The organism is Liquorilactobacillus ghanensis DSM 18630, assembly GCF_001435235.1.
Taxonomy (GTDB): domain Bacteria; phylum Bacillota; class Bacilli; order Lactobacillales; family Lactobacillaceae; genus Liquorilactobacillus; species Liquorilactobacillus ghanensis.
In genome coordinates this window covers 131,521-149,574 of the sequence record NZ_AZGB01000016.1, presented here as the reverse complement: position 1 = coordinate 149,574, position 18,054 = coordinate 131,521, and the positions used below count along the sequence as shown (strand labels likewise).

At 39.0% G+C, this 18,054-nt stretch carries 17 protein-coding genes and 1 other annotated feature; of the genes, 4 read left to right on the top strand and 13 right to left on the bottom strand.

Annotated elements, in window-relative coordinates; genetic code table 11:
• Positions 1-70: 70 nt before the first annotated feature.
• Positions 71-688 (top strand): NAD(P)H-binding protein, encoded by a 618-nt coding sequence (locus tag FC89_RS06225; RefSeq protein ID WP_057871687.1) that lies wholly within the window; start codon positions 71-73, stop codon positions 686-688.
• A 39-nt stretch (positions 689-727) separates the two neighbouring features.
• Entirely contained in the window at positions 728-1,594 is an 867-nt protein-coding gene (locus tag FC89_RS06220) for an aldo/keto reductase (RefSeq protein WP_057871686.1), read from the top strand.
• Positions 1,595-2,386: 792 nt separating this feature from the next.
• Here FC89_RS06220 and FC89_RS06215 read toward each other — a convergent pair.
• The 3 genes from FC89_RS06215 to FC89_RS06205 all read right to left on the bottom strand — a co-directional run bounded on the left by FC89_RS06215 (position 2,387) and on the right by FC89_RS06205 (position 4,899).
• Entirely contained in the window at positions 2,387-2,734 is a 348-nt protein-coding gene (locus FC89_RS06215; RefSeq protein ID WP_057871685.1) for a DUF1516 family protein, read from the bottom strand.
• 104 nt (positions 2,735-2,838) lie between these two features.
• Entirely contained in the window at positions 2,839-4,461 is a 1,623-nt protein-coding gene (locus FC89_RS06210) for a peptide ABC transporter substrate-binding protein (RefSeq protein ID WP_057871684.1), read from the bottom strand.
• An 18-nt stretch (positions 4,462-4,479) separates the two neighbouring features.
• On the bottom strand, positions 4,480-4,899 hold the full coding sequence (locus tag FC89_RS06205) for an OsmC family protein (protein WP_057871683.1): 420 nt from the start codon (positions 4,897-4,899) through the stop codon (positions 4,480-4,482).
• A 49-nt stretch (positions 4,900-4,948) separates the two neighbouring features.
• Positions 4,949-5,206: a binding site (T-box leader), on the bottom strand.
• Between the two features lie 748 nt (positions 5,207-5,954).
• On the opposite strand from FC89_RS06205, the gene FC89_RS06200 reads away from it, so the two are divergent.
• Entirely contained in the window at positions 5,955-7,193 is a 1,239-nt protein-coding gene (locus FC89_RS06200) for an MFS transporter (protein ID WP_057871682.1), read from the top strand.
• A gap of 86 nt (positions 7,194-7,279) precedes the next feature.
• Here the strand turns inward: FC89_RS06200 and FC89_RS06195 are convergent, their stop codons facing one another.
• The 4 genes from FC89_RS06195 to FC89_RS06180 all read right to left on the bottom strand — a co-directional run bounded on the left by FC89_RS06195 (position 7,280) and on the right by FC89_RS06180 (position 11,231).
• Complete coding sequence (locus FC89_RS06195) at positions 7,280-8,635, bottom strand: MFS transporter (protein WP_057871937.1); 1,356 nt, start codon at positions 8,633-8,635, stop codon at positions 7,280-7,282.
• A 221-nt stretch (positions 8,636-8,856) separates the two neighbouring features.
• Positions 8,857-9,780 carry an NAD(P)-dependent oxidoreductase gene (locus FC89_RS06190; protein ID WP_057871681.1) on the bottom strand — a complete coding sequence of 308 codons (924 nt, stop codon included), beginning with the start codon at positions 9,778-9,780 and terminating at the stop codon, positions 8,857-8,859.
• 11 nt (positions 9,781-9,791) lie between these two features.
• Positions 9,792-10,295: an ECF transporter S component gene (locus FC89_RS06185; protein ID WP_157060673.1), complete on the bottom strand. Its 504-nt coding sequence runs from the start codon at positions 10,293-10,295 to the stop codon at positions 9,792-9,794.
• 66 nt (positions 10,296-10,361) lie between these two features.
• A complete protein-coding gene (locus FC89_RS06180; protein WP_057871680.1) occupies positions 10,362-11,231 on the bottom strand; it encodes a bifunctional hydroxymethylpyrimidine kinase/phosphomethylpyrimidine kinase in 870 nt (289 codons plus the stop codon).
• A 106-nt stretch (positions 11,232-11,337) separates the two neighbouring features.
• Between FC89_RS06180 and FC89_RS06175 the strand changes: the two genes are divergently transcribed.
• The gene (locus FC89_RS06175) at positions 11,338-11,817 is read left to right on the top strand and encodes a GNAT family N-acetyltransferase (RefSeq protein WP_057871679.1); all 480 of its coding nucleotides are present in this window, start codon (positions 11,338-11,340) and stop codon (positions 11,815-11,817) included.
• Here FC89_RS06175 and hemH read toward each other — a convergent pair.
• The 6 genes from hemH to FC89_RS06145 are packed head-to-tail and all read right to left on the bottom strand — an operon-like array spanning position 11,814 to position 17,897.
• Complete coding sequence (hemH, locus tag FC89_RS06170) at positions 11,814-12,764, bottom strand: ferrochelatase (protein ID WP_057871678.1); 951 nt, start codon at positions 12,762-12,764, stop codon at positions 11,814-11,816. The two genes, FC89_RS06175 and hemH, sit on opposite strands and share 4 nt — an antisense overlap.
• Positions 12,761-13,447 carry an ABC transporter ATP-binding protein gene (locus tag FC89_RS06165; RefSeq protein WP_057871677.1) on the bottom strand — a complete coding sequence of 229 codons (687 nt, stop codon included), beginning with the start codon at positions 13,445-13,447 and terminating at the stop codon, positions 12,761-12,763. The genes hemH and FC89_RS06165 overlap by 4 nt, the downstream gene beginning before the upstream one ends.
• Positions 13,437-14,351, bottom strand: a complete 915-nt coding sequence (locus FC89_RS06160) for an iron chelate uptake ABC transporter family permease subunit (protein WP_057871676.1) — start codon at positions 14,349-14,351, stop codon at positions 13,437-13,439. The genes FC89_RS06165 and FC89_RS06160 overlap by 11 nt, the downstream gene beginning before the upstream one ends.
• A complete protein-coding gene (locus FC89_RS06155; protein WP_235804389.1) occupies positions 14,344-15,189 on the bottom strand; it encodes an ABC transporter substrate-binding protein in 846 nt (281 codons plus the stop codon). Before FC89_RS06155 ends, FC89_RS06160 begins: the two co-directional genes overlap by 8 nt.
• 19 nt (positions 15,190-15,208) lie before the next feature.
• A complete protein-coding gene (locus FC89_RS06150) occupies positions 15,209-16,108 on the bottom strand; it encodes an NEAT domain-containing protein (RefSeq protein WP_057871675.1) in 900 nt (299 codons plus the stop codon).
• Positions 16,092-17,897 carry an LPXTG cell wall anchor domain-containing protein gene (locus FC89_RS06145; RefSeq protein ID WP_057871674.1) on the bottom strand — a complete coding sequence of 602 codons (1,806 nt, stop codon included), beginning with the start codon at positions 17,895-17,897 and terminating at the stop codon, positions 16,092-16,094. The genes FC89_RS06150 and FC89_RS06145 overlap by 17 nt, the downstream gene beginning before the upstream one ends.
• Between the last annotated feature and the right edge of the window lie 157 nt (positions 17,898-18,054).

The window sequence follows — 18,054 nt, the reverse complement described above, 5'->3', positions numbered from 1 at the left end:
CAGCCACAATAGATAAGATTGCTCATATAAAGTAAACTATTCGTAATTTTTCATAGAGGTGAAAATAACAATGACAAATGTATTAATTTTAGGTGCCAGTGGTAATATTGCCAAATTAGTTGCCACTCAAATTAACAAGCAAGTGACCTTAACCCAGTTCCTACGAACCCCAAGTAAATTAGGTAACGCTGTCAAAGGAAGAGTCATTACTGGAGATGTCTTGGATGAAGACGCACTGCAACAAGCAATGGCTGGTCAAGATATCGTTTACGCTAACTTAGGTCCAAACCCAATGGCTAAAATGGCCGCAGCCGTTATTAAGGCTGCTGAAAATGCGCAGATCAAGCGTCTCATTTGGGTTGCCACTGCCGGTATTTATAATGAGATAGCAAAAGATGGCCGCACTCAGGCAGAAGCTATTTATGGTAAGGCTGACGATCCTAATAGCTACTTTGGTGATGAACGTCGGGGTGCCGACATTATCGATCAGAGTACCATTGTCACAACGATTATCCGCCCCAATGCACTAACCAATGATTCGGCAGTTCAAGAAGTCGTTATTAACGGTCGCAATGAGCAACTACAGGGGCACCCGATTTCTCGTGCCACCGTTGCCAACTTTATTTCACAACTGATTTTAAATCCTGATCAGTATCTAAATGATTCAATTGCCATCAGTAAAAAATAAGAGCAAAAACAATTCAGACTCACTTTAGGAGGCCCCACTATGGTTAAAATTCCAACAGTTACATTAAACAATGGTGTTCAGATGCCGATGGAAGGATTTGGCGTTTATCAAATAAATGACTTGGAAGAATGCAAGCGCGCCGTTAAAGAAGCACTGGCAACCGGTTATCGTTTAATTGATACAGCCCAAGGCTACCAGAACGAATCAGCAGTTGGTGATGCGATTCAAGAAAGCCCTGTTGACCGCAAGGATGTCTTCTTGACAACTAAAATTTGGCCAACAAACTACGGCTATGAAGAAACCAAGGCGGCCGTTGAAGAATCTTTGAAGCGGCTGAAGACCGACTATATCGATTTAGTCTTACTACACGTTCCATTTGGTAACTACTACGCAGCTTACCATGCCTTAGAAGATCTGTATCAGGAAGGTAAATTACGGGCAATTGGTGTTTCCAATTTTTATCCGGATCGCTATATCGACCTAATCCACTTCTCTAAAGTCGTTCCTGCCGTCAATCAAATCGAAAACCATGTCTTTTCCCAACGTAAAGTTGATCGTAAGTATTTGAAGAAGTACGGCACCCAAGTTGAAGCATGGTCACCATTTGCTGAAGGCCGCTACAATCTCTTTACCAATGAAACACTGGTCAACATCGGCAAAAAATACCAAAAGACAGCTGCTCAAGTAGCTTTAAGATTTCTAGTTCAAAATGGCATCGTTGTTATCCCTAAGTCAACTCATAAGGAACGCATTGAAGAAAATCTTGATATCTGGGACTTTAATCTTTCCGATGATGACTTGGCACAAATTGAAGCACTGGATTTAAAGAAAAACATGCTCGATCATGAAGATCCTAAAACCGTTGAGTGGTTCATGAAAAAAACTATGCCGCTTGATAATAAATAATTCACGCATCTCTGAATAGATAACAGGATCACAGTAGTCGTTAATATCTATAACATAAATCAACTTAAGCGGGTCATGCGATTCCTGAGTCAACTCAGCATTCAGCATAACCCGTTTTAGGCCAACCAATCACAATTAAAGCAGTATATATCCGTTTTCTGCAAGTTGCTTAATCAACAATAACAATTAGAGTCAGGAACACAAAAGCGATTAAAATCATTTGAAAATAGAGCCAATTTAAGCACGGATAAGGTAGAAAAATAAGCCCCAAACGGCTAAAAACGCCTCAAAACGCCACTGGTGGCAAAGACGATAAATAAGGTATAATGAAAAAGTTGCCTATCCAATCTGCAACGGTTGGGAGGTGTAGAAATTGTTTACTTCTTTCTTTGCCCCACTTGCGGTTGCGCTGATAACAGCGTGGTTTACGGACTGGTTAAATAGGCGACATTTAGCCCACTAAAAAAGCCCTTAGTAGCTTGCGACTGCTAAGGGCTTTGGTGTAAAAACGTTTATTCTTTCTTTGCAAGTTCATTATAACATGAAACAAAAATGAAGTGCAAAGAAGCAGAATAAAAGTAAATGGAATAGATTCTGTAATTTTAAAAGAGCAACCATACGTGAATCAATCATAATCGTTTGAAATTAGTTTTTTTTATCAAGCTAATTACATCTGTAATTAACGATATGCAGAATAAGGATGTTTAATTTTTATTCAACAACTAATCAAGGAATGAGCGGAAAATATGCTCATATTAATCTCCATTCGCTGCGCCCTTTATTTTATATCGTTCAAACAAATGGGCGTCCACCGGCTAAAATAAAACCAATAATCCCAACTATCACGACTGCTGCCACCAGCAAAATTTTAATAAGCTTGCCCATATCTTTTTGCCGGCTGAAGTATATTTCACAAAAACCGATTAGACCAACCGCAAATATAATTTTTACGATCGACAGAACGGGCGACGATTCCCATGCATATTTCAAAAGCATTATTCCACTAATAATTGCAACTACATAACAAAGCCGTGCAATCATTTTTAGTGCTTTACCCGCACCATCTTTGCTGAAAACTGCTAAAACCACAATGATTAGCAATACCAACCAAGCTAGTAGATGCATCCATAACCAAATCATTCAATTACTCCCTACTTTAGAATTATTCTTAATTCCATTGTAGTTTATAAAATTTAAAAATGCACCTTTAATTTAAACTTCTCATCCTTAGTTAAAATTTCAAATTACTTCCAGTAAGCGCGGGTATAATCCGCAAACCCAGCTGTATGATAGATTACACCGTTTAATCCGTCCTGAACCAAATGATCTTCTTTAACATAGTACAGCGGAATAATACCAGTTGTTTTTTGCAATTGATTTTCAGCATTTCTCAGATTAGACCAGTAAGCAGCTTTGGTTTTTGCAGTTTGTGCGTTTTCAACATACGAATCAAATGAATGATCCGAATACTTTCCTGAATTCATTGAGTTGCCAGTTGTCAAAATTCCCAGATAATTAATTGGATCAGCATAATCCGCTAACCAATACCAAAGACTTAAATCAAATTCTCCAGCTGCTTTTTTATTCGAAAGTGATTTAGCTGGTAAATCTTGAACTTTGACAGTGACATTATTCAAATTACTTTGAATAGCACTCTGAATGTACTCAGCCACCTTGTTTTGCGTTTCAGTATCTTCAGCAATCAAATTTAGTGTAACTGAAGATTTACCAATTTCCGCTAGACCTTCTTTCCACAATTCCTTTGCTTCTTTAACATTCTGTTGTGTAGAAACAGCTGTCTCCTTGCTAAAATCTTTACCAGTCGTTGGATCGGTAGCCGTTTTAGGGCTAACAAAGCTGCCAGCAGCAGTTGAACCATCACCCAAAACTTTCTGCGTCAGCTCTTTGCGATTTATTATCAGCGAGATTGCTTTTCGTAACTTAGCATTAGCTAAAGGCCTGCCGGAACCCTGATTGACTTGTAAATAATACGTCCAAGCGCGACTTACTTTTTTCAAATTTTTGTTATTCTGCAATCCTTGAGCAACTACACCAGAAACGGTTGCATCATCTAACTTATTGGTCTTAAAAAGATTGTACGCAGTATTATCATCTTTTACTGTCGTATAATTAATTTTTTTCAATTTGATTTGATTTTTTGCATAATAATACTTATTTTCAACTAACGAATAAGAGTCATCTACGCCAGTCCACTTAGTAATCTTGAATGCACCATTAGACACTGTATATTTGGCGTTTGTTCCATATTTTTTGGTCCCGACTTTTTGAACAAAAGCTTTGTCCTGTGGTAAGAAAACCGGCATCGTTACCAATTTGTTAAATGATTGCATCGGATGTTCCAAGTTGATTTGCAGCTTATACTTTCCAATTGCTTTAATACCTAATTGGGTTGGCGAAATCTTTCCGGCAGCAATCGCATCAGCATTTTTAATTCCGCTAAACACATACGTATATACCGGTTTATTTGTTGGATCCACCGAACGACGCCATGAATAAACAAAGTCTTGTGCAGTGACTTGATCCCCGTTAGACCAGCGAGCATTTTTACGTAATTGAATCGTATAAGTTTTTCCACCATTTGCAGGTTTAGCAACTTTTTTGGCGAGAGCTGGCACAACCTCATTTTGGGAATTAAGCTTGTACAGTCCTTCATCTAAATTTGTCAAAGTTGAAAACTCCGACATTGTAGCTTGATTAGTATTATCAAGGGTTGTTAACTCTGAAGTCTGCATCAAATTTAACGTGGTTTTCTGCTTAGCAGCACTTGTTTTAGCTGAACAAGCACTCAAAAATGAAACCCCAATTGCTAATGAAATTGCCAGTTTGCCTAAACCTTTTCTTTTCATAATATTCTCCATTTTCCATTATTCTTGTTCAAAATTGAAAGTGAATTTTACTCCGGCTGCCAATGTTTTATGCACTGTGCATTTAGCTAATGTTTCCGCCAGAAAATCATCTTTCGCTTTACCGGTAATATCTGCTTTAAAAGTAATATTAACGCTGATCTCATCTACTTCTGACGTTCCATCTGCGTGCTTGGCAACATTCCCCACTGAACGAACATTGAATTTTTCCAGTTTAATGCGGTATTTCTTGGCAACTGATTGCGCAGTAATTGTCAAGCACCCATTTACTGCCCCAATTAAATACTGGACTGGATTGGGACCAGCATCAGTTCCCCGAGCAGTTGTTGGTTCATCCATCAGATAGCGATGAACACCCGCTTGTGTTCCAACTTGGTAACCAATATTTCTGATACTTGAATTTACAACATATTTTCCCATAAAATCGCTCCTTATCTGATCAAATCAAAAAAGCCCCTGAAATATAACTTTCAAGGACGAATTGTTTTCGTGGTACCACCTAGCTTCACATTTTAACTCACGCTAAAATGCCTTAAGAAATACTCATTTAAAAAAATGAAATATATCTAGAATTTCTAATGGAATCCATCCAATATTGCCTTACTCAAAGCTGCTCAGCAATATATTACTCCAAGACCATTTTCTCGATATACATAACGCTTGCTTTCAGCAGTTACAAGCTCTCTTAAGATAGTTTTATCGTTACTTATCTCTTCTTAGTAATTATATTATAAGTTGTAAGTGACATAATCATATATATTTTTCTCTGCGCTGTCAATTAAGAACTAAAAACACAAACAAAAGTTAGTTAAAAACAACAGTTAGTTGTCTATAGATAAATTCATCGAATTGTATTTAATAATTTTTTGATTTATGATTGCTATAAATTATATTTTCTATTCTAAGAATTGTTTGCATCGTTAGTCAAGCATCATTGACTAAAACCAATCAGTCGGCTATCTGTTGACGGATTTTAAGTGTTATTTATGTATAAATAACAGTTGCTTACCCAGCCGAAATAGGGCACCTAATTACTCTATCCATTTCAATATTTTTTAATTTTTCGGCTATTGTGTAAACAAAACTGGTTTAACTTAAACTTAATTTGGGGCTATGACAAAATTAATATTTTGTCCAGTCTCGTTTGATATTGTGAACAAATTCGTTTTAAGATCAGTTTTTCCAACTGACCCCTGCTTTTTCAGCATTTCCTCATGCTATAATTTTTTGGCACTCACTTAAGAGATATTGAAAAATTAGAGTTTAAAATTCTAGATTCTAGTATATTAGTTTTAACATTTTTATAAGTATGCTGTAAACACTGTTTTTTTTATCGTTGACAGTGGCTTTTTATTTTGTAAAATCCATCAGAATCAGCCAAAAGATTTCTGATGATCCTTAGAAATTATTTATTTATTCATAGTCTTCAGTTGCAGAACTTTATCTATTTTTTTGACAGAAAGGAATCCTATGATGTGTTTTCAAATTTATTAACCAATACCTTTTCTTCACTTCACTCGCGAAATTTTAGAAATTTTTGGTTTGGCCAATGTATTTCTGTTATTGGTACTTGGATTCAACGAACCGCCCAAACATGGCTAGTTTACAAAATGACTAATTCGGCCTTTTTAGTTGGTGTTCTATCAGCTTGCCAATTTATCCCAATTTTAATTCTAACTTTAATCGCCGGAACTGTCATAGATCGTTTTTCCAAAAGGAACATCTTGTTGATCACCCAAAGCGGTTTTTTAATTTTAGGTGCCATTATGACAGCCCTTGTCTTTTTCAAGGTAGTTAAATACTGGGAGATTCTATTGATCGCATTAGGTTATGGCGTCCTGCAAAGTTTTGACAATCCCACCAGACAATCATTTGTTTTTGAATTAGTCGGCCCACAAGATCTACTGAATGGCATCTCATTAAATTCTTCTGCTTTTAACTTAGCTAAAGTTATCGGGCCTTCAATTGCCGGCATCTTAATGGCAAAATTCAATATCACCTTTTGCTTTTTCATTGATGCTTGCAGTTATGCTGCCGTTTTATGCGGGTTATTTTTCGTAAAAAATACCGGTGCAGCTACTAAAATAAAACGCCAAAGTGTAATTGCCGGCATTACCGAGGGACTCCATTATGTTACGCACACTCCCGATGTTCGTTTTAGTGCCGAACTAATGATGATTATTTGCACTCTGAATTTTAATATCAACGTCATCATTCCTGTTTATGCTAAAACCGTTCTCCATGCCGGTTCGCAGGTTTTTGCTAATTTGCTATCAGCAGTGGGAGTTGGTTCTTTAATAGCCGCCTTTACCATGAGCTACTTGGCAAAAAATGGAACTAATCGTCGTTTATATATTTTAATTTCTTTAGTAGCCGTTTTAAGCCAGTCAGCAATGATTTTAGTCCATACATACGGTTTGGCACTTATAATCATGGTAATCATTGGTTTCAGCAATATGATTTTTCTAAACCAATCGAACGCTTCTTTCCAATATTCTGTTCCCAATCAATTACGCGGAAGGATCATGAGCGTCTATGTTCTTTTAAATCAAGGTTCCACACCGATTGGCAGTCTATACGCTGGTGGTGTCATGGATCTAACATCCGGCTTATTCGGTTTCCCAGCTTGTGGTTTGCTGGCCCTTATTCTTTTATTGCCGGTAATGTTTGAACATAAGCAATTAATCCAGCAATGGATCAAAGCTAAAGAATAAGCTTTAATGCTTATTGTCAATTAATCAACCGATTGCTCAACCGCAATCGGTTTTATTTTGGCTGTAATACTGATTAACTAAGCAACTTATTTAATTTTACTAGTCTTTAAAACTAAACTCAGTAAAAACCCGAGTGCTGGGAATAACAATAACCAGCGGCTAGTCATCAACAAAGCATGAGCATACGACATACTAGCTGCAAAACAAGTAATTAAACTTGAAGCTACCACAACACTGGCAGCTCCAATCAGTTGCCGCATTGTCGTGATCAATGCCGTCCCATGGCTCATTAATTCTTTAGGCAAAGCATTATTGGCAGCAGTTAATGCCGGCATCATTGTAAATGCATTGCCACTCTCCAATAATATGCCGCCAAGTACACTCCACCACAACCAGCTGGTACCTATTGTCCCTAGCAATAAGAAACCAGCTGCAATCAATGTCATTCCGATCCAAATCAAACGTTTTAGTCCTAAATGATTCAATAATTTTCCGGCTAACGGATTCAAGCGACTTAAAATATAAGCAGCTGGTACCAGCAATAAGCCGGACCAAAATGGACTAACTTTAAAAACTTGTTGATAATATAACGGTAAAATTACCGTTGCAATAATCAAACCACTATAAGAAATCCCCGTTAACAGCAAAGCCGCTGCGTAACCTGGGAAATGCAGAACACGCAAGTTCAAAAACGGTCGTGCAAGTTTTTGTTGACGCCAAGCAAAAATAACCAATAGTCCCAAACTAATCAGTAGCAAAATCCACCATGCCAGCTGCAATCCGACCGTTGGAAATAAATTGATCGCATACAAGAGACCACCAAAACCAATTAGTAAAACGGCTGACAACCAATCAAATTTGTGTGGTGCCAGTGGATGAATCACTTTGATTACCGTTTGAATGCGAACAATTAAAATAATTAATAAGACAATAAACAAACCAAACAGCGCTCGCCAAGAAACAAATTGCAAAATCACGCCGGAAATAATCGGACCAACTGCTAAAGCTGAACCCATTACCAAGCCGACAACTCCCATTGCTAATCCCCGGTCTTCTTGACTGCTGCTTTCAAGGATTAAACTCTGAAAAACTGGAAAAAGGGCGCCAACTGCCAGTCCTTCAATTAGCCGTCCTAAAATGATCCAACCGAAACTTGGCGCAACCATCGCAACAATTGTTCCCAAAATAAAAATACCGACAATACTATTCAACAATTTTTTTAATGGCACATTATCCAGCAGCCATGGACTTAATGGCATCACCAAGGTCATTGCTACCATAAATCCGGTTGTTAACCACTGTACCGTGCTGGTTTGAACCCCAAACTGTTTCATTAATACCGGATACGCCGTTGTCATTGTCGATTGACTAATTGACATCAAAAAAGAAATTGCTAGTAATCGCCTAGCAAATATTGTCATTTTCTTGAAATCTTGCAAAATTCTTCCCCCGTTTTCACATTCTGTTTTCATTAATTATCATTTTAGAATCTTTCTAAGCAGAAAGCAAAAAAAGAGATTGCTCATGCAATCTCTCAAGCTTATTTATAATAAGTTTCTCATTTTACAATATTATTTTAATTTTTTGGTCAAAATTGTTTACCGACCCAACAATAGGTAGAATAACTACCAGTATCACCTTAACTTAACCGCTCAATTTTTGTTTACTTAAAATGATACGGTTGCAGTGCCGGCTGCTGTTTGAAATAGCGCAATATTTCCTCTGCACACTGTTGCGCTGAAGCTGCTAATGTTTCTGTCGTTTCAGCTCCAATGTGTGGTGTAATAATGAAATTAGGTAATTTTTGAAAATCAGCTAATGAATACTGGTGCTTTTTGGTCCAAACATCAACAGCTGCTCCGGCAAACCGTTTTTGTAACAGTTGTTGATAAAGGGCATCGCTATCCACCAAAGTTCCCCGAGCTGTGTTGATCAAGACAGCAGATTTAGACAATTGCTGCAATCGCTCTTGATTTAAAAAACACTGTGTTTCCGGTAATGCCGGCAAATGTAAACTAACAACATCCGCTTGCTGCAGTAGTTGTTCAAGTGACACTTGCTTGCCATAACGAATCTTTTTAGGGCGATGATTCCAAACTAAAATATTAGTCGTAAATGGCTGTAATAACTTTTCAACTGACTGGGCAATCTTTCCATAACCAATTAAACCGACTGTTTTTCCAGACAGCATTGAACCGGTCAACCGCTGCTGCACTGCAATATTCTCTGGTAAGCGATGCAGACTCATCAGCATCAGTGCCAAAGTTAGTTCGGCAACTGATTGAGCATTGATTCCCGGCGTAAAGGTTAATCGAATCTTGCGCTGCTTGATTTCTGCTAACGGCAAATTATCAAGTCCAACACCATGCCGCGCAATAACTTGTAAATTGGGTAAATGTTGTAGATCGGCTTTCGTTAACCGACTAGCTCGAATAATCAACCCCTCAGCCTGTTGTAATTCGGGCTGATTAGCCAGCCATTGCTGCCAACTTAAAGCGATGGGCTTTTGTTGAACGATCATTCCAGCTTTTTCAAGCAATGTTACTCCATTATTTGCGATCGGTTCGGTTAAAATTAGTAACGCCAAATCATTTCTCCTTATTTACCATGACTAAAAACACGGCTGCGTAAGCGATAATAGACCGGCAAAGCCACCAAGCCGCCAACTACTCCTTGAAACAGATTGGTTGGGATTCCAATCAGACCGGTTTGCAATTGATAAAGCAAAGTATCAGCAGCAAAGTACCCGGCAACCATGACTAAGACACCCGTTCCCATGGCCGCAATCAGTGAACTGCGGCGTGAGCTTTCATTCAACCATCCGGCTAAAAAGCCTTCAAGTCCGTGGATTACGAGTGAAAAGAACATGTACTGTGGATAACCAGAAATTAAATCCAGCAAAAAGCCGCTGAGACCACCAACCAGCAAACCAGATTTACGCCCAAACAACAGTGCTGCAATAAAAATCCCAGCATCACACAAATTAATATTTCCATGGGTCATAGGTACCGGAATAATCAAAAAACGGGCGACTGCAACATTCACGGCAATCAACAATGCCATTTGAACTATTTGCTTCAACGGCAGACTTTTTTTCAACATTTATCCCCCCAATTAAAATTTTTGAAATTGCTTTTTAATCGAAAACTAATTTTATCAATTTTAACACTAATTTGACCGTTTATCAGCCTTTTTTGCCAAAAATGTTTCAATTTGAACTAATAATGAACTAAGCTCAATTCCATAACGACGTTGACTGGTTGGTAAACTAACTTGTTGGGCTAACGAATCGTGCAAAAAACCAGTCGCTTGAATAACCGCTTGCGACCAAGATAATCCTTGCCAAAGCAACCCAAACAATAAAGCTGCAAATACATCGCCACTGCCATAAAAATGTCCCGGCAGACTTGGATATAAAACTTGGCGCAACTGGCCGTCTTCTAACCACACACAACCAGTTTTACCGGCAACCGTAATACCGGTAATTACTGTTTTCCCACCTGCCGGCTGGCTGCTCTCCAATTGATTCAGCCAGCTGGCAAGTTGCTTAAAAGTCGGGTGAGAAATATAGGGCTGATCCAGCAAAAAACAAGCTTCTGTTAAGTTTGGGGTGCAGATCAATGATTTAGGCAACAATTTTTGCAGAATTGTTATATGAGATTTGGTGAGAGTTGGATAAAACCGACCATTATCAGCCATTACTGGATCAAGCAATGTTAATTTACCGGTAAACTGGATTTCATTTAGCAATAGTTCTCCAAAACGCTGATCGGCAAAATATCCGATTAAAGCTCCAGTCAATTTAATCCCCATTGTTTGCCAATGCTGCAACGCAGCGCGAGCCCAAGCTACTGTCGACAGTTTAAATGGCATTCCAAAGCCTTCTGATTGAGTCGACAGCAACTCTGTCGGTAATACTGCCAGCGGAACTTGAAAAGCATTTAGAAGCGGCATGGCTGCCGTAAGGGAAAGCTGACCAACAGCTGAAAAATCTTCTGCCAGTAAAATTCGGGCTATATTTTTTTTCGAATTTTCCAAATTTATTCCCTCCGAACCAAAATAACTATTTAAATAAACCAATTTTTGCATAGACCGACAAAAAATGCTACATTACTTTTAAATCTTTTAACAGGAGTTGAGCAAATTGCATTTGCGACAAATAAAAACGGCTGATAATTCAGCCGTTAAAAATATTATTCAAAGTACTCTACGAGAATTTCACGATGATTTACCGGGAACTGCCTATTATGATCCGCAACTGACCAATTTAGCCGAGTATTACAACAGCCAGCCGCAAAAAGCAGCTTTTTGGGTAGTCGTTGAGCAAAAGCAAATCCTAGGTTGTGGTGGTTTTGGACCATTTAGCGATCAAGTTGCTGAACTACAGAAGCTGTATTTTTTACCAGCTGCTCGTGGTTACGGCTTCGGCAAAGAAATTATGCTTCGTTCATTAGAACTCGCACCTCAGCTTGGATATCAACAATTATATATTGAAACCTTTGCCAACCTTGATCAAGCGATTGGGCTTTATCAGCATTTAGGCTTTAAACCTTTAACTGCACCATTAAACGGTAGTATCCACTCAGCTTGTGATCGCTGGTTCCTTAAAAGCTGGCAGCATTAACGCAGATTAAGGACTAATTGACGCAAAACCTGTGTAAAGCTTTCGTCAGCATTTAAAGCCGGCACCAAGCGAAAATCTTCTCCTCCATTGGAAATAAAATATTGCCGATTTTCAATATCTAACTCATGTAAAGTTTCTAAGCAATCAGCCACAAAACTTGGCGCAACTACCAAGACCCGTTTGCTTCCCTTAGCCGGCAATTGTTTAAGCGTTTCATCAGTTGCTGGTTTCAACCATTCATCGGGACCAAACCGCGATTGATAGGTTTGTTTGATCGGAATTTCTGTGTTCAATTCTGCACGTAACAATTTAGTCGTAGTTTCACAGCGTTCCTGATAAGGATCACCCTTTGTCACGTAGCTCTTAGGAATTCCATGATACGAAAATAATATCTGATCTGGTTTAAAATCAGTTATTTCCTGTTGAATCTTAGCAGCTAAAGCCTTAATGTATGGTGAAAAATCACAAAAATCAGTAACAATCCGCAGATTAGGAATCCGTACCCGTTTAAAATAGAAACGGTTGATATCATCAACAACTGAACCAACTGTTGTTGTTGAGTATTGCGGATACATAGGAATAATTGTCAGATCAGTTATCTGATTTTGTTCAAAACGCTTCAACTCGGTCGCAATCATTGGGTGACTGTAACTCATCGCAAAACGAACTTGATGTTCTGGAAGCAGTTCTTGCAATTGCTGTGCTTGCTGTTGCGTATAGTACAACAAAGGAGAACCATTTTCTTTTGACCAGATCTGCCGATAAAGTTCCGCCGATTTAGCCGGTCGATGCGGTAAAATCATTGTATTTAAAATCGGTTGCCATTTCCAAGATGGCATATCAATTACCCGTTGATCACTTAAAAAAAGTTTCAGGTACTTGCGAACTGCCGTTGGTGTCGGACTGGCGGGAGTTCCTAAATTAATTAATAGTACTCCTTTTTTCATATATTTCTTCCTCTCACATCAGATATTAGAAGTTGCGCATATTCAGGACTTAATTCGAGATAATTAATTAAATTCTGCTTAGTTAACATTGCTGCTTTTTTACCAGTTACTAATTGCTGTGGTGTTAAAAACCAAATATTTTGACTGCAGCGAGCTGCAAAATTGATATCATGCAGACTAAGCAAAATCGTTCGTCCAAGTTGGCGTTGCCAAATTAATGCTTCTAAAAATTTTTGCTGATACTTCAAATCCAAGTATGTCAGCGGTTCATCAAGCAACAAAATTTTAGCTGGCTGCAACAATGTATACACTATCCATGCACGTTGCTGCTGACCACCGGACAATAGACTAATATCTCGCTTTAGTAATGGCGCTAAACCAAACAACTCAATTAACTTTTGCAATTGGCTTTCATCATTATTGCGATTAATTGCTAACAGTTCTGCTACCGTCAAAAAATCAAATACTTGGTTTTTTTGCGGTAAATAAAAAGTTTTTTCGGCGCCTGCTGTAATTTCTCCAGCAGTCATTGGCTTTAAACCTGCTAAAAGCAGCATTAAGGTGGTTTTCCCACTGCCATTCAAGCCCAGTAAAGTAGTAATCTGCCCTGATGGCAGCTGCGCATTGATATTTTCAAAAACAATTTGTCCTTGATAAGCAGCTTGCAGATTTTTAAACTGCACGAGACCACCTCACAATCAAAAAAACAAAAGCAGGAGCTAATAGTAACAATAACACTGCATTAGTTGGCAATTCAGTTGGGTAAAAAGCAAAATGTCCTAGCGTATCCGCAACTAATACTACCAAAATACTAAAAATTCCTACAAAAGGCAAGCGTGCGACTAATCCTAGTTTAGTTAATTCTTTGATTAATTGATTTAAAACTACCCCGGCAAAAAAAGCTGTTCCCAAAACAGCCGTAGCTGCTCCCAGCCATAAAGCCGCAATCAATTGAAAAATCAAGGCTGCTCGATCTTCGTTAAAGCCCAGCTGTCTTGTTTGAATTTCCGGCAATGCAAAATACTGTAAATATTGCCCCGCCAGTATCCATAAAAAACAGCCGGCAACTAAAATAATCAACAGCCAAATCACATCTGTCCACGTCACATTTCCCATACTCTTACCGGTCCAACCGCTATTGCTAGTCAAAATAACCGTTAAAGCATTGAAAAACATTGCCAAACAAAATCCTCCGATTATCATAAATAAAGGTCGTGTTTTCAACTTGAAAACACTGGCACGTAATAAACCTAAACAAACTACTCCGGCTAGAGCACCTACTAATACACGGTAGGTTAAAATATTGGCATTTAAAATGACTAATAGGGCCACTAATAATTCAGCTCCATTGGCAATCCCAAGCATTGAGCCGTCTATGTATGGTTGCCGCAAAGTTGCTGCTAATAATAAAGTGCTCAGTCCCAGACAAAGTCCGGTCCCGAGCACAAATAATAGACGGGGCAATCTTAATTGCCAAAAAATTAGTTGCCAATCTCCAGCGGAGTTTAAATGCAGACTCAATTGCAAAATAATCAGCAGCAGGCAGGCTGCGATCATCGAACCTAACAACCAATTTTTTTTATTCAACTTGATCGATCCACTCCTTAATTTGCGCATATGCCTTCTTCACTTGCAAATTAGCTGTTGGCGAAAATACAGGCGCTTTAACATCATAAACATGCTGTTCTTTTACAGCTGTCAATTGATTATAAGGATCAGCTTTAAAAGCTGTTTTAAATGCTGCTTCCACTTCAGCCGGCATTGCATGTGCCAAACGAATCACAATTTGCGGATCTGCTTCAGCAATTTTTTCACTGTTAGGGCTTGTATAAAGCGAATGTGGATCTGCTCCGACGATTTTTCCACCCGCTTTTTCCACAAGTTCACCTAGATAACTCTGCCCGTTCATTGCCAAAAAGCTTCCACCCGGCATTCCCATCAAAATCAAAACTCGCGGTCGCTGTTTGCGTTGAACTGGTTTTAATTTCAATTGTGCTGTCAACTTTTTAGCCGCAGCCTGTTTGCCATAAACTTTGCCTAAATAAGTAATCGTCTTTAGCAGCTGCGGATAAGTTTGCAAGTTTAAAGCTTTCATCGTAATTTTCTGTTCTTTAAGCTTGGTTTGATATTCATCAGCTAATTCGGAATCCACGTAAACAATATCTGGTTTGACAGCTAGTAAATTATCCCAATTAATGCTGACATGATTACCTACTCGTGGCAGCTTACGGTATTGATGTGGGAGCGCCTGTGTCGTAGTCGGAACTGCAACCAGCTTGACGCCCAGTTTAGCCATAATTGCCGTAATCGCCGGTGTGGTAGCTACAACCCGAGCCGTTTGCCGTCGTGAATGCGACTGTGCTGAATGATGCTGAAAACTCAAGAAAATGCCACCACCCAGCAAGATAATGAATAAACCAGCCATTAACCAAAGCTTTGTTCGTTTATCCCCGATAATTATGAACTACCCCCCAAGCTCCAATACCCAGTCCGCCAATAATTACCAGCGTTAAAGCAGCTTTGCTAAGTACTGAGTTATTTTTCTTTTGTTGATTTTTGGGTTTGGTATTTTGTTTACTTGTGCTGCCTTCTTTATTATTTTTAGCTGCAGCGCCCTTCTTACTGGCAGCACGGGACTCTTTTTTCTTAGAATCACTGGCAGCTGAATTAGAACTGGCATTCGAACTAGAGCTGGTCGTTGAACTGGAATCAGCTTTAGCACTCGAGCTGCTGGTTGAATTAGAACTTGAGCTGCGCGTTGAATTAGAAACGGCTGTTGAACTGCCAGTCTTAGCGCTGGCTGCGTTACTGTTATTGGCGACAGTTGTTGTAGATGTAGATGAATTATTAGCTGAACTAGGACTAGCTGCCGGTTGACTGACAGTCTTAGCAGCAGACAACTCTGGAACCTGACTAGCATCCAATGCAATATTAAAGCCATAATAATGATGGTAATTAATATTATTTATATCTACCTTCATATTGCCGCTCAAAGATTTACGAACTGTTGCGGTATTAAACGTAAAAGTATAATAATCATTATCACCGGACGTTTGCTTTTGAACCTGTGGTGTTTGACCATTAACATTTAAAATCTGAACGGGAAAAGATCCTAAACTGTGATTGGTTTTAACTGTCATTTGGACGGTGTACTGATTATTCCCAACAGTAACTGTCGCTGGTTTAGCAAAATATGCATCAGCTACTGATGTCTGACTTGTGCCATACTTTTCGATTGTATAGTTTACTTGATACGATGCCGCCGAAGCTGAGGTAGTCATTCCCAGCCAAAACATCGCGAAGTATCCTAAAACACATAATAAAAGTTTAAATTTCTTTTCCATTTTTTCTCCTCAAACTGAATATTCCAATTATTGTAGCAAGTGCTACTACCATAATACCCAGAATAGTCAAGAAAAGGGAACCCGAATTTCCTGTTTGCGGTAAAACTTTTTGATTGTTACCAACAGCCAATGGCAAGGTAGCCGCTGAAACAGGAGCCGCATCTGTGTTTAACGATCCTGTTTTTACTGCCGGCTGATCACTGGTTGCCACAACATTTGGAGCTAATTGGTCACTAGTTGCTGCCTTGTCAGGAGCTAATTGATCACCTGATGTTTTTCCAGCTGCTGCTGGCTTATCATCATTTCCTTGGGCAATTCCTTTAATTACTACCAACACTGATTCATTATGTGTGAAAGCTCCTGGAATCGTGTAGGAAACCTTAGCAACGATTTTACTGCCGACTTTATATTTATCCACCTGCGACTTAGGCAAAACTGCTGTCCAACTGCCACTTTGAGCAGTTGCTGAAGCAACATGCTTATCCAATGTAACTCCGTCAAATGCCGCACTTGTCATATAATTCATCAGCTTGGGTTGAGTAAGTGTTACCGTAACCGTACCATTGCCATTATCTTTTAAACTAATTTGGTCAGACCAGATACCATCAGTTTGAATCATTGATGGCTGATTCAAGTCTTCTCCTTGACTGCCAATTTTGTTATAAGTAACACTCAAAGTCTTGGTTGATGCTGGTGTATCTTTTTTTGGTTGTGGTGCTGGTGCCGACGTATCATTTTTTTGTTGTGTTGCGTTAGAATTTGAACCTGTTGATTTACTATCGGTCGTATTTGTATCATTATTTGCCGATGTACCGGTTGCTGGTTGTGGTGCCGGTTGCGGCTGTGGTTGTGGTGCCGGCTGCGTTGCTGGTGTGCCACTTGTTGAATCAGCATCTGGATCAACAACCGCCGTCGTTGCCAAAGGATCTGCTTTTACCAATTGCTTGCTGGTTATAACTATTATAACGTCCACGTTATGAGTAAAAAGTCCCGGCACCGTATAGGTCATGTTGCCGACCAATTTTCCACCGACTGTCAATTTTCTGACACTGCTTAATGGTAAAGTACCTGTCCAACTACCAGAGGTTGCTTTATCTGCTGCCTGCTTAGTCATTTTTTGACCATCAATCGAAAGCTGTGCCATGTAATCCATCATTTTAGGTTGCTCTAAGTTGATCGATGCTGACCCGGCACTATCTAAATGGTAGGTCAACTGGTCGGCCCACAAACCACCGCTTTGGATCATTGACGGTTGACCAGAATCGTTTTCACCATCGGCTTCATCATACTTAACCCCCAACTGATAGTCACCAGGCTGATCAATTGTTGCAGGCAATCCACTGGTTAATTTCACATAAAAACTCTGACTATAATTGGATCCGTTAACATTATAAACTACCGTACCGCTATGAATGGACTGTGTTTCCAACTTAACTGCATCTTGCGGTGATAAATTAACGCTCCAAGTCCCCGACTGACCGTTTGCCGTTTTCTTCAAATTATGACCGTCAAATGTCGCACTAGTCATCAAATTCATCATTGCTTTTTGAGTAAACGTCAAAGTAGCTTGATTGTTTTTAACAGTCAATTGACCACTTTGGCCCCAAAAGCTACTCATTGCGTTCGATGACTTAGTACCTGCAGCATCAGTATAGTAACTAGTCTGTACACTATAGCTGCCATCTGGCAAAACCTGTGTTGTATCAGCCAATGCACTGGTCAAGCCCAGTGCCATAAACACTGCTGCTGCCAGCCACATTAGCCAAAAACTTCTTCGCTTCTTAACCATTTGCCATAAACCCCCCAGAATTTTTAATTAAGCTAATTGAGAGTCACTATCAATTAGTCTGTTTAAATTTTATCACAGTTTCATTGACAATCAATAATAAATTAAAAATAGTTTATGTTTATTAGAAAATTTATTTGTACGTGATTTTTATTAAATT

Excerpts from the sequence above, each read along its gene's own strand:
- FC89_RS06210 (WP_057871684.1), bottom strand. The coding sequence starts at position 4,461 with ATGAAAAGAAAAGGTTTAGGCAAACTGGCAATTTCATTAGCAATTGGG.
- FC89_RS06220 (WP_057871686.1), top strand. The coding sequence starts at position 728 with ATGGTTAAAATTCCAACAGTTACATTAAACAATGGTGTTCAGATGCCG.
- FC89_RS06145 (WP_057871674.1), bottom strand. The coding sequence starts at position 17,897 with ATGGTTAAGAAGCGAAGAAGTTTTTGGCTAATGTGGCTGGCAGCAGCA.
- FC89_RS06215 (WP_057871685.1), bottom strand. The coding sequence starts at position 2,734 with ATGATTTGGTTATGGATGCATCTACTAGCTTGGTTGGTATTGCTAATC.
- hemH (WP_057871678.1), bottom strand. The coding sequence starts at position 12,764 with ATGAAAAAAGGAGTACTATTAATTAATTTAGGAACTCCCGCCAGTCCG.
- FC89_RS06150 (WP_057871675.1), bottom strand. The coding sequence starts at position 16,108 with ATGGAAAAGAAATTTAAACTTTTATTATGTGTTTTAGGATACTTCGCG.
- FC89_RS06205 (WP_057871683.1), bottom strand. The coding sequence starts at position 4,899 with ATGGGAAAATATGTTGTAAATTCAAGTATCAGAAATATTGGTTACCAA.
- FC89_RS06225 (WP_057871687.1), top strand. The coding sequence starts at position 71 with ATGACAAATGTATTAATTTTAGGTGCCAGTGGTAATATTGCCAAATTA.
- FC89_RS06155 (WP_235804389.1), bottom strand. The coding sequence starts at position 15,189 with ATGGCTGGTTTATTCATTATCTTGCTGGGTGGTGGCATTTTCTTGAGT.
- FC89_RS06185 (WP_157060673.1), bottom strand. The coding sequence starts at position 10,295 with ATGTTGAAAAAAAGTCTGCCGTTGAAGCAAATAGTTCAAATGGCATTG.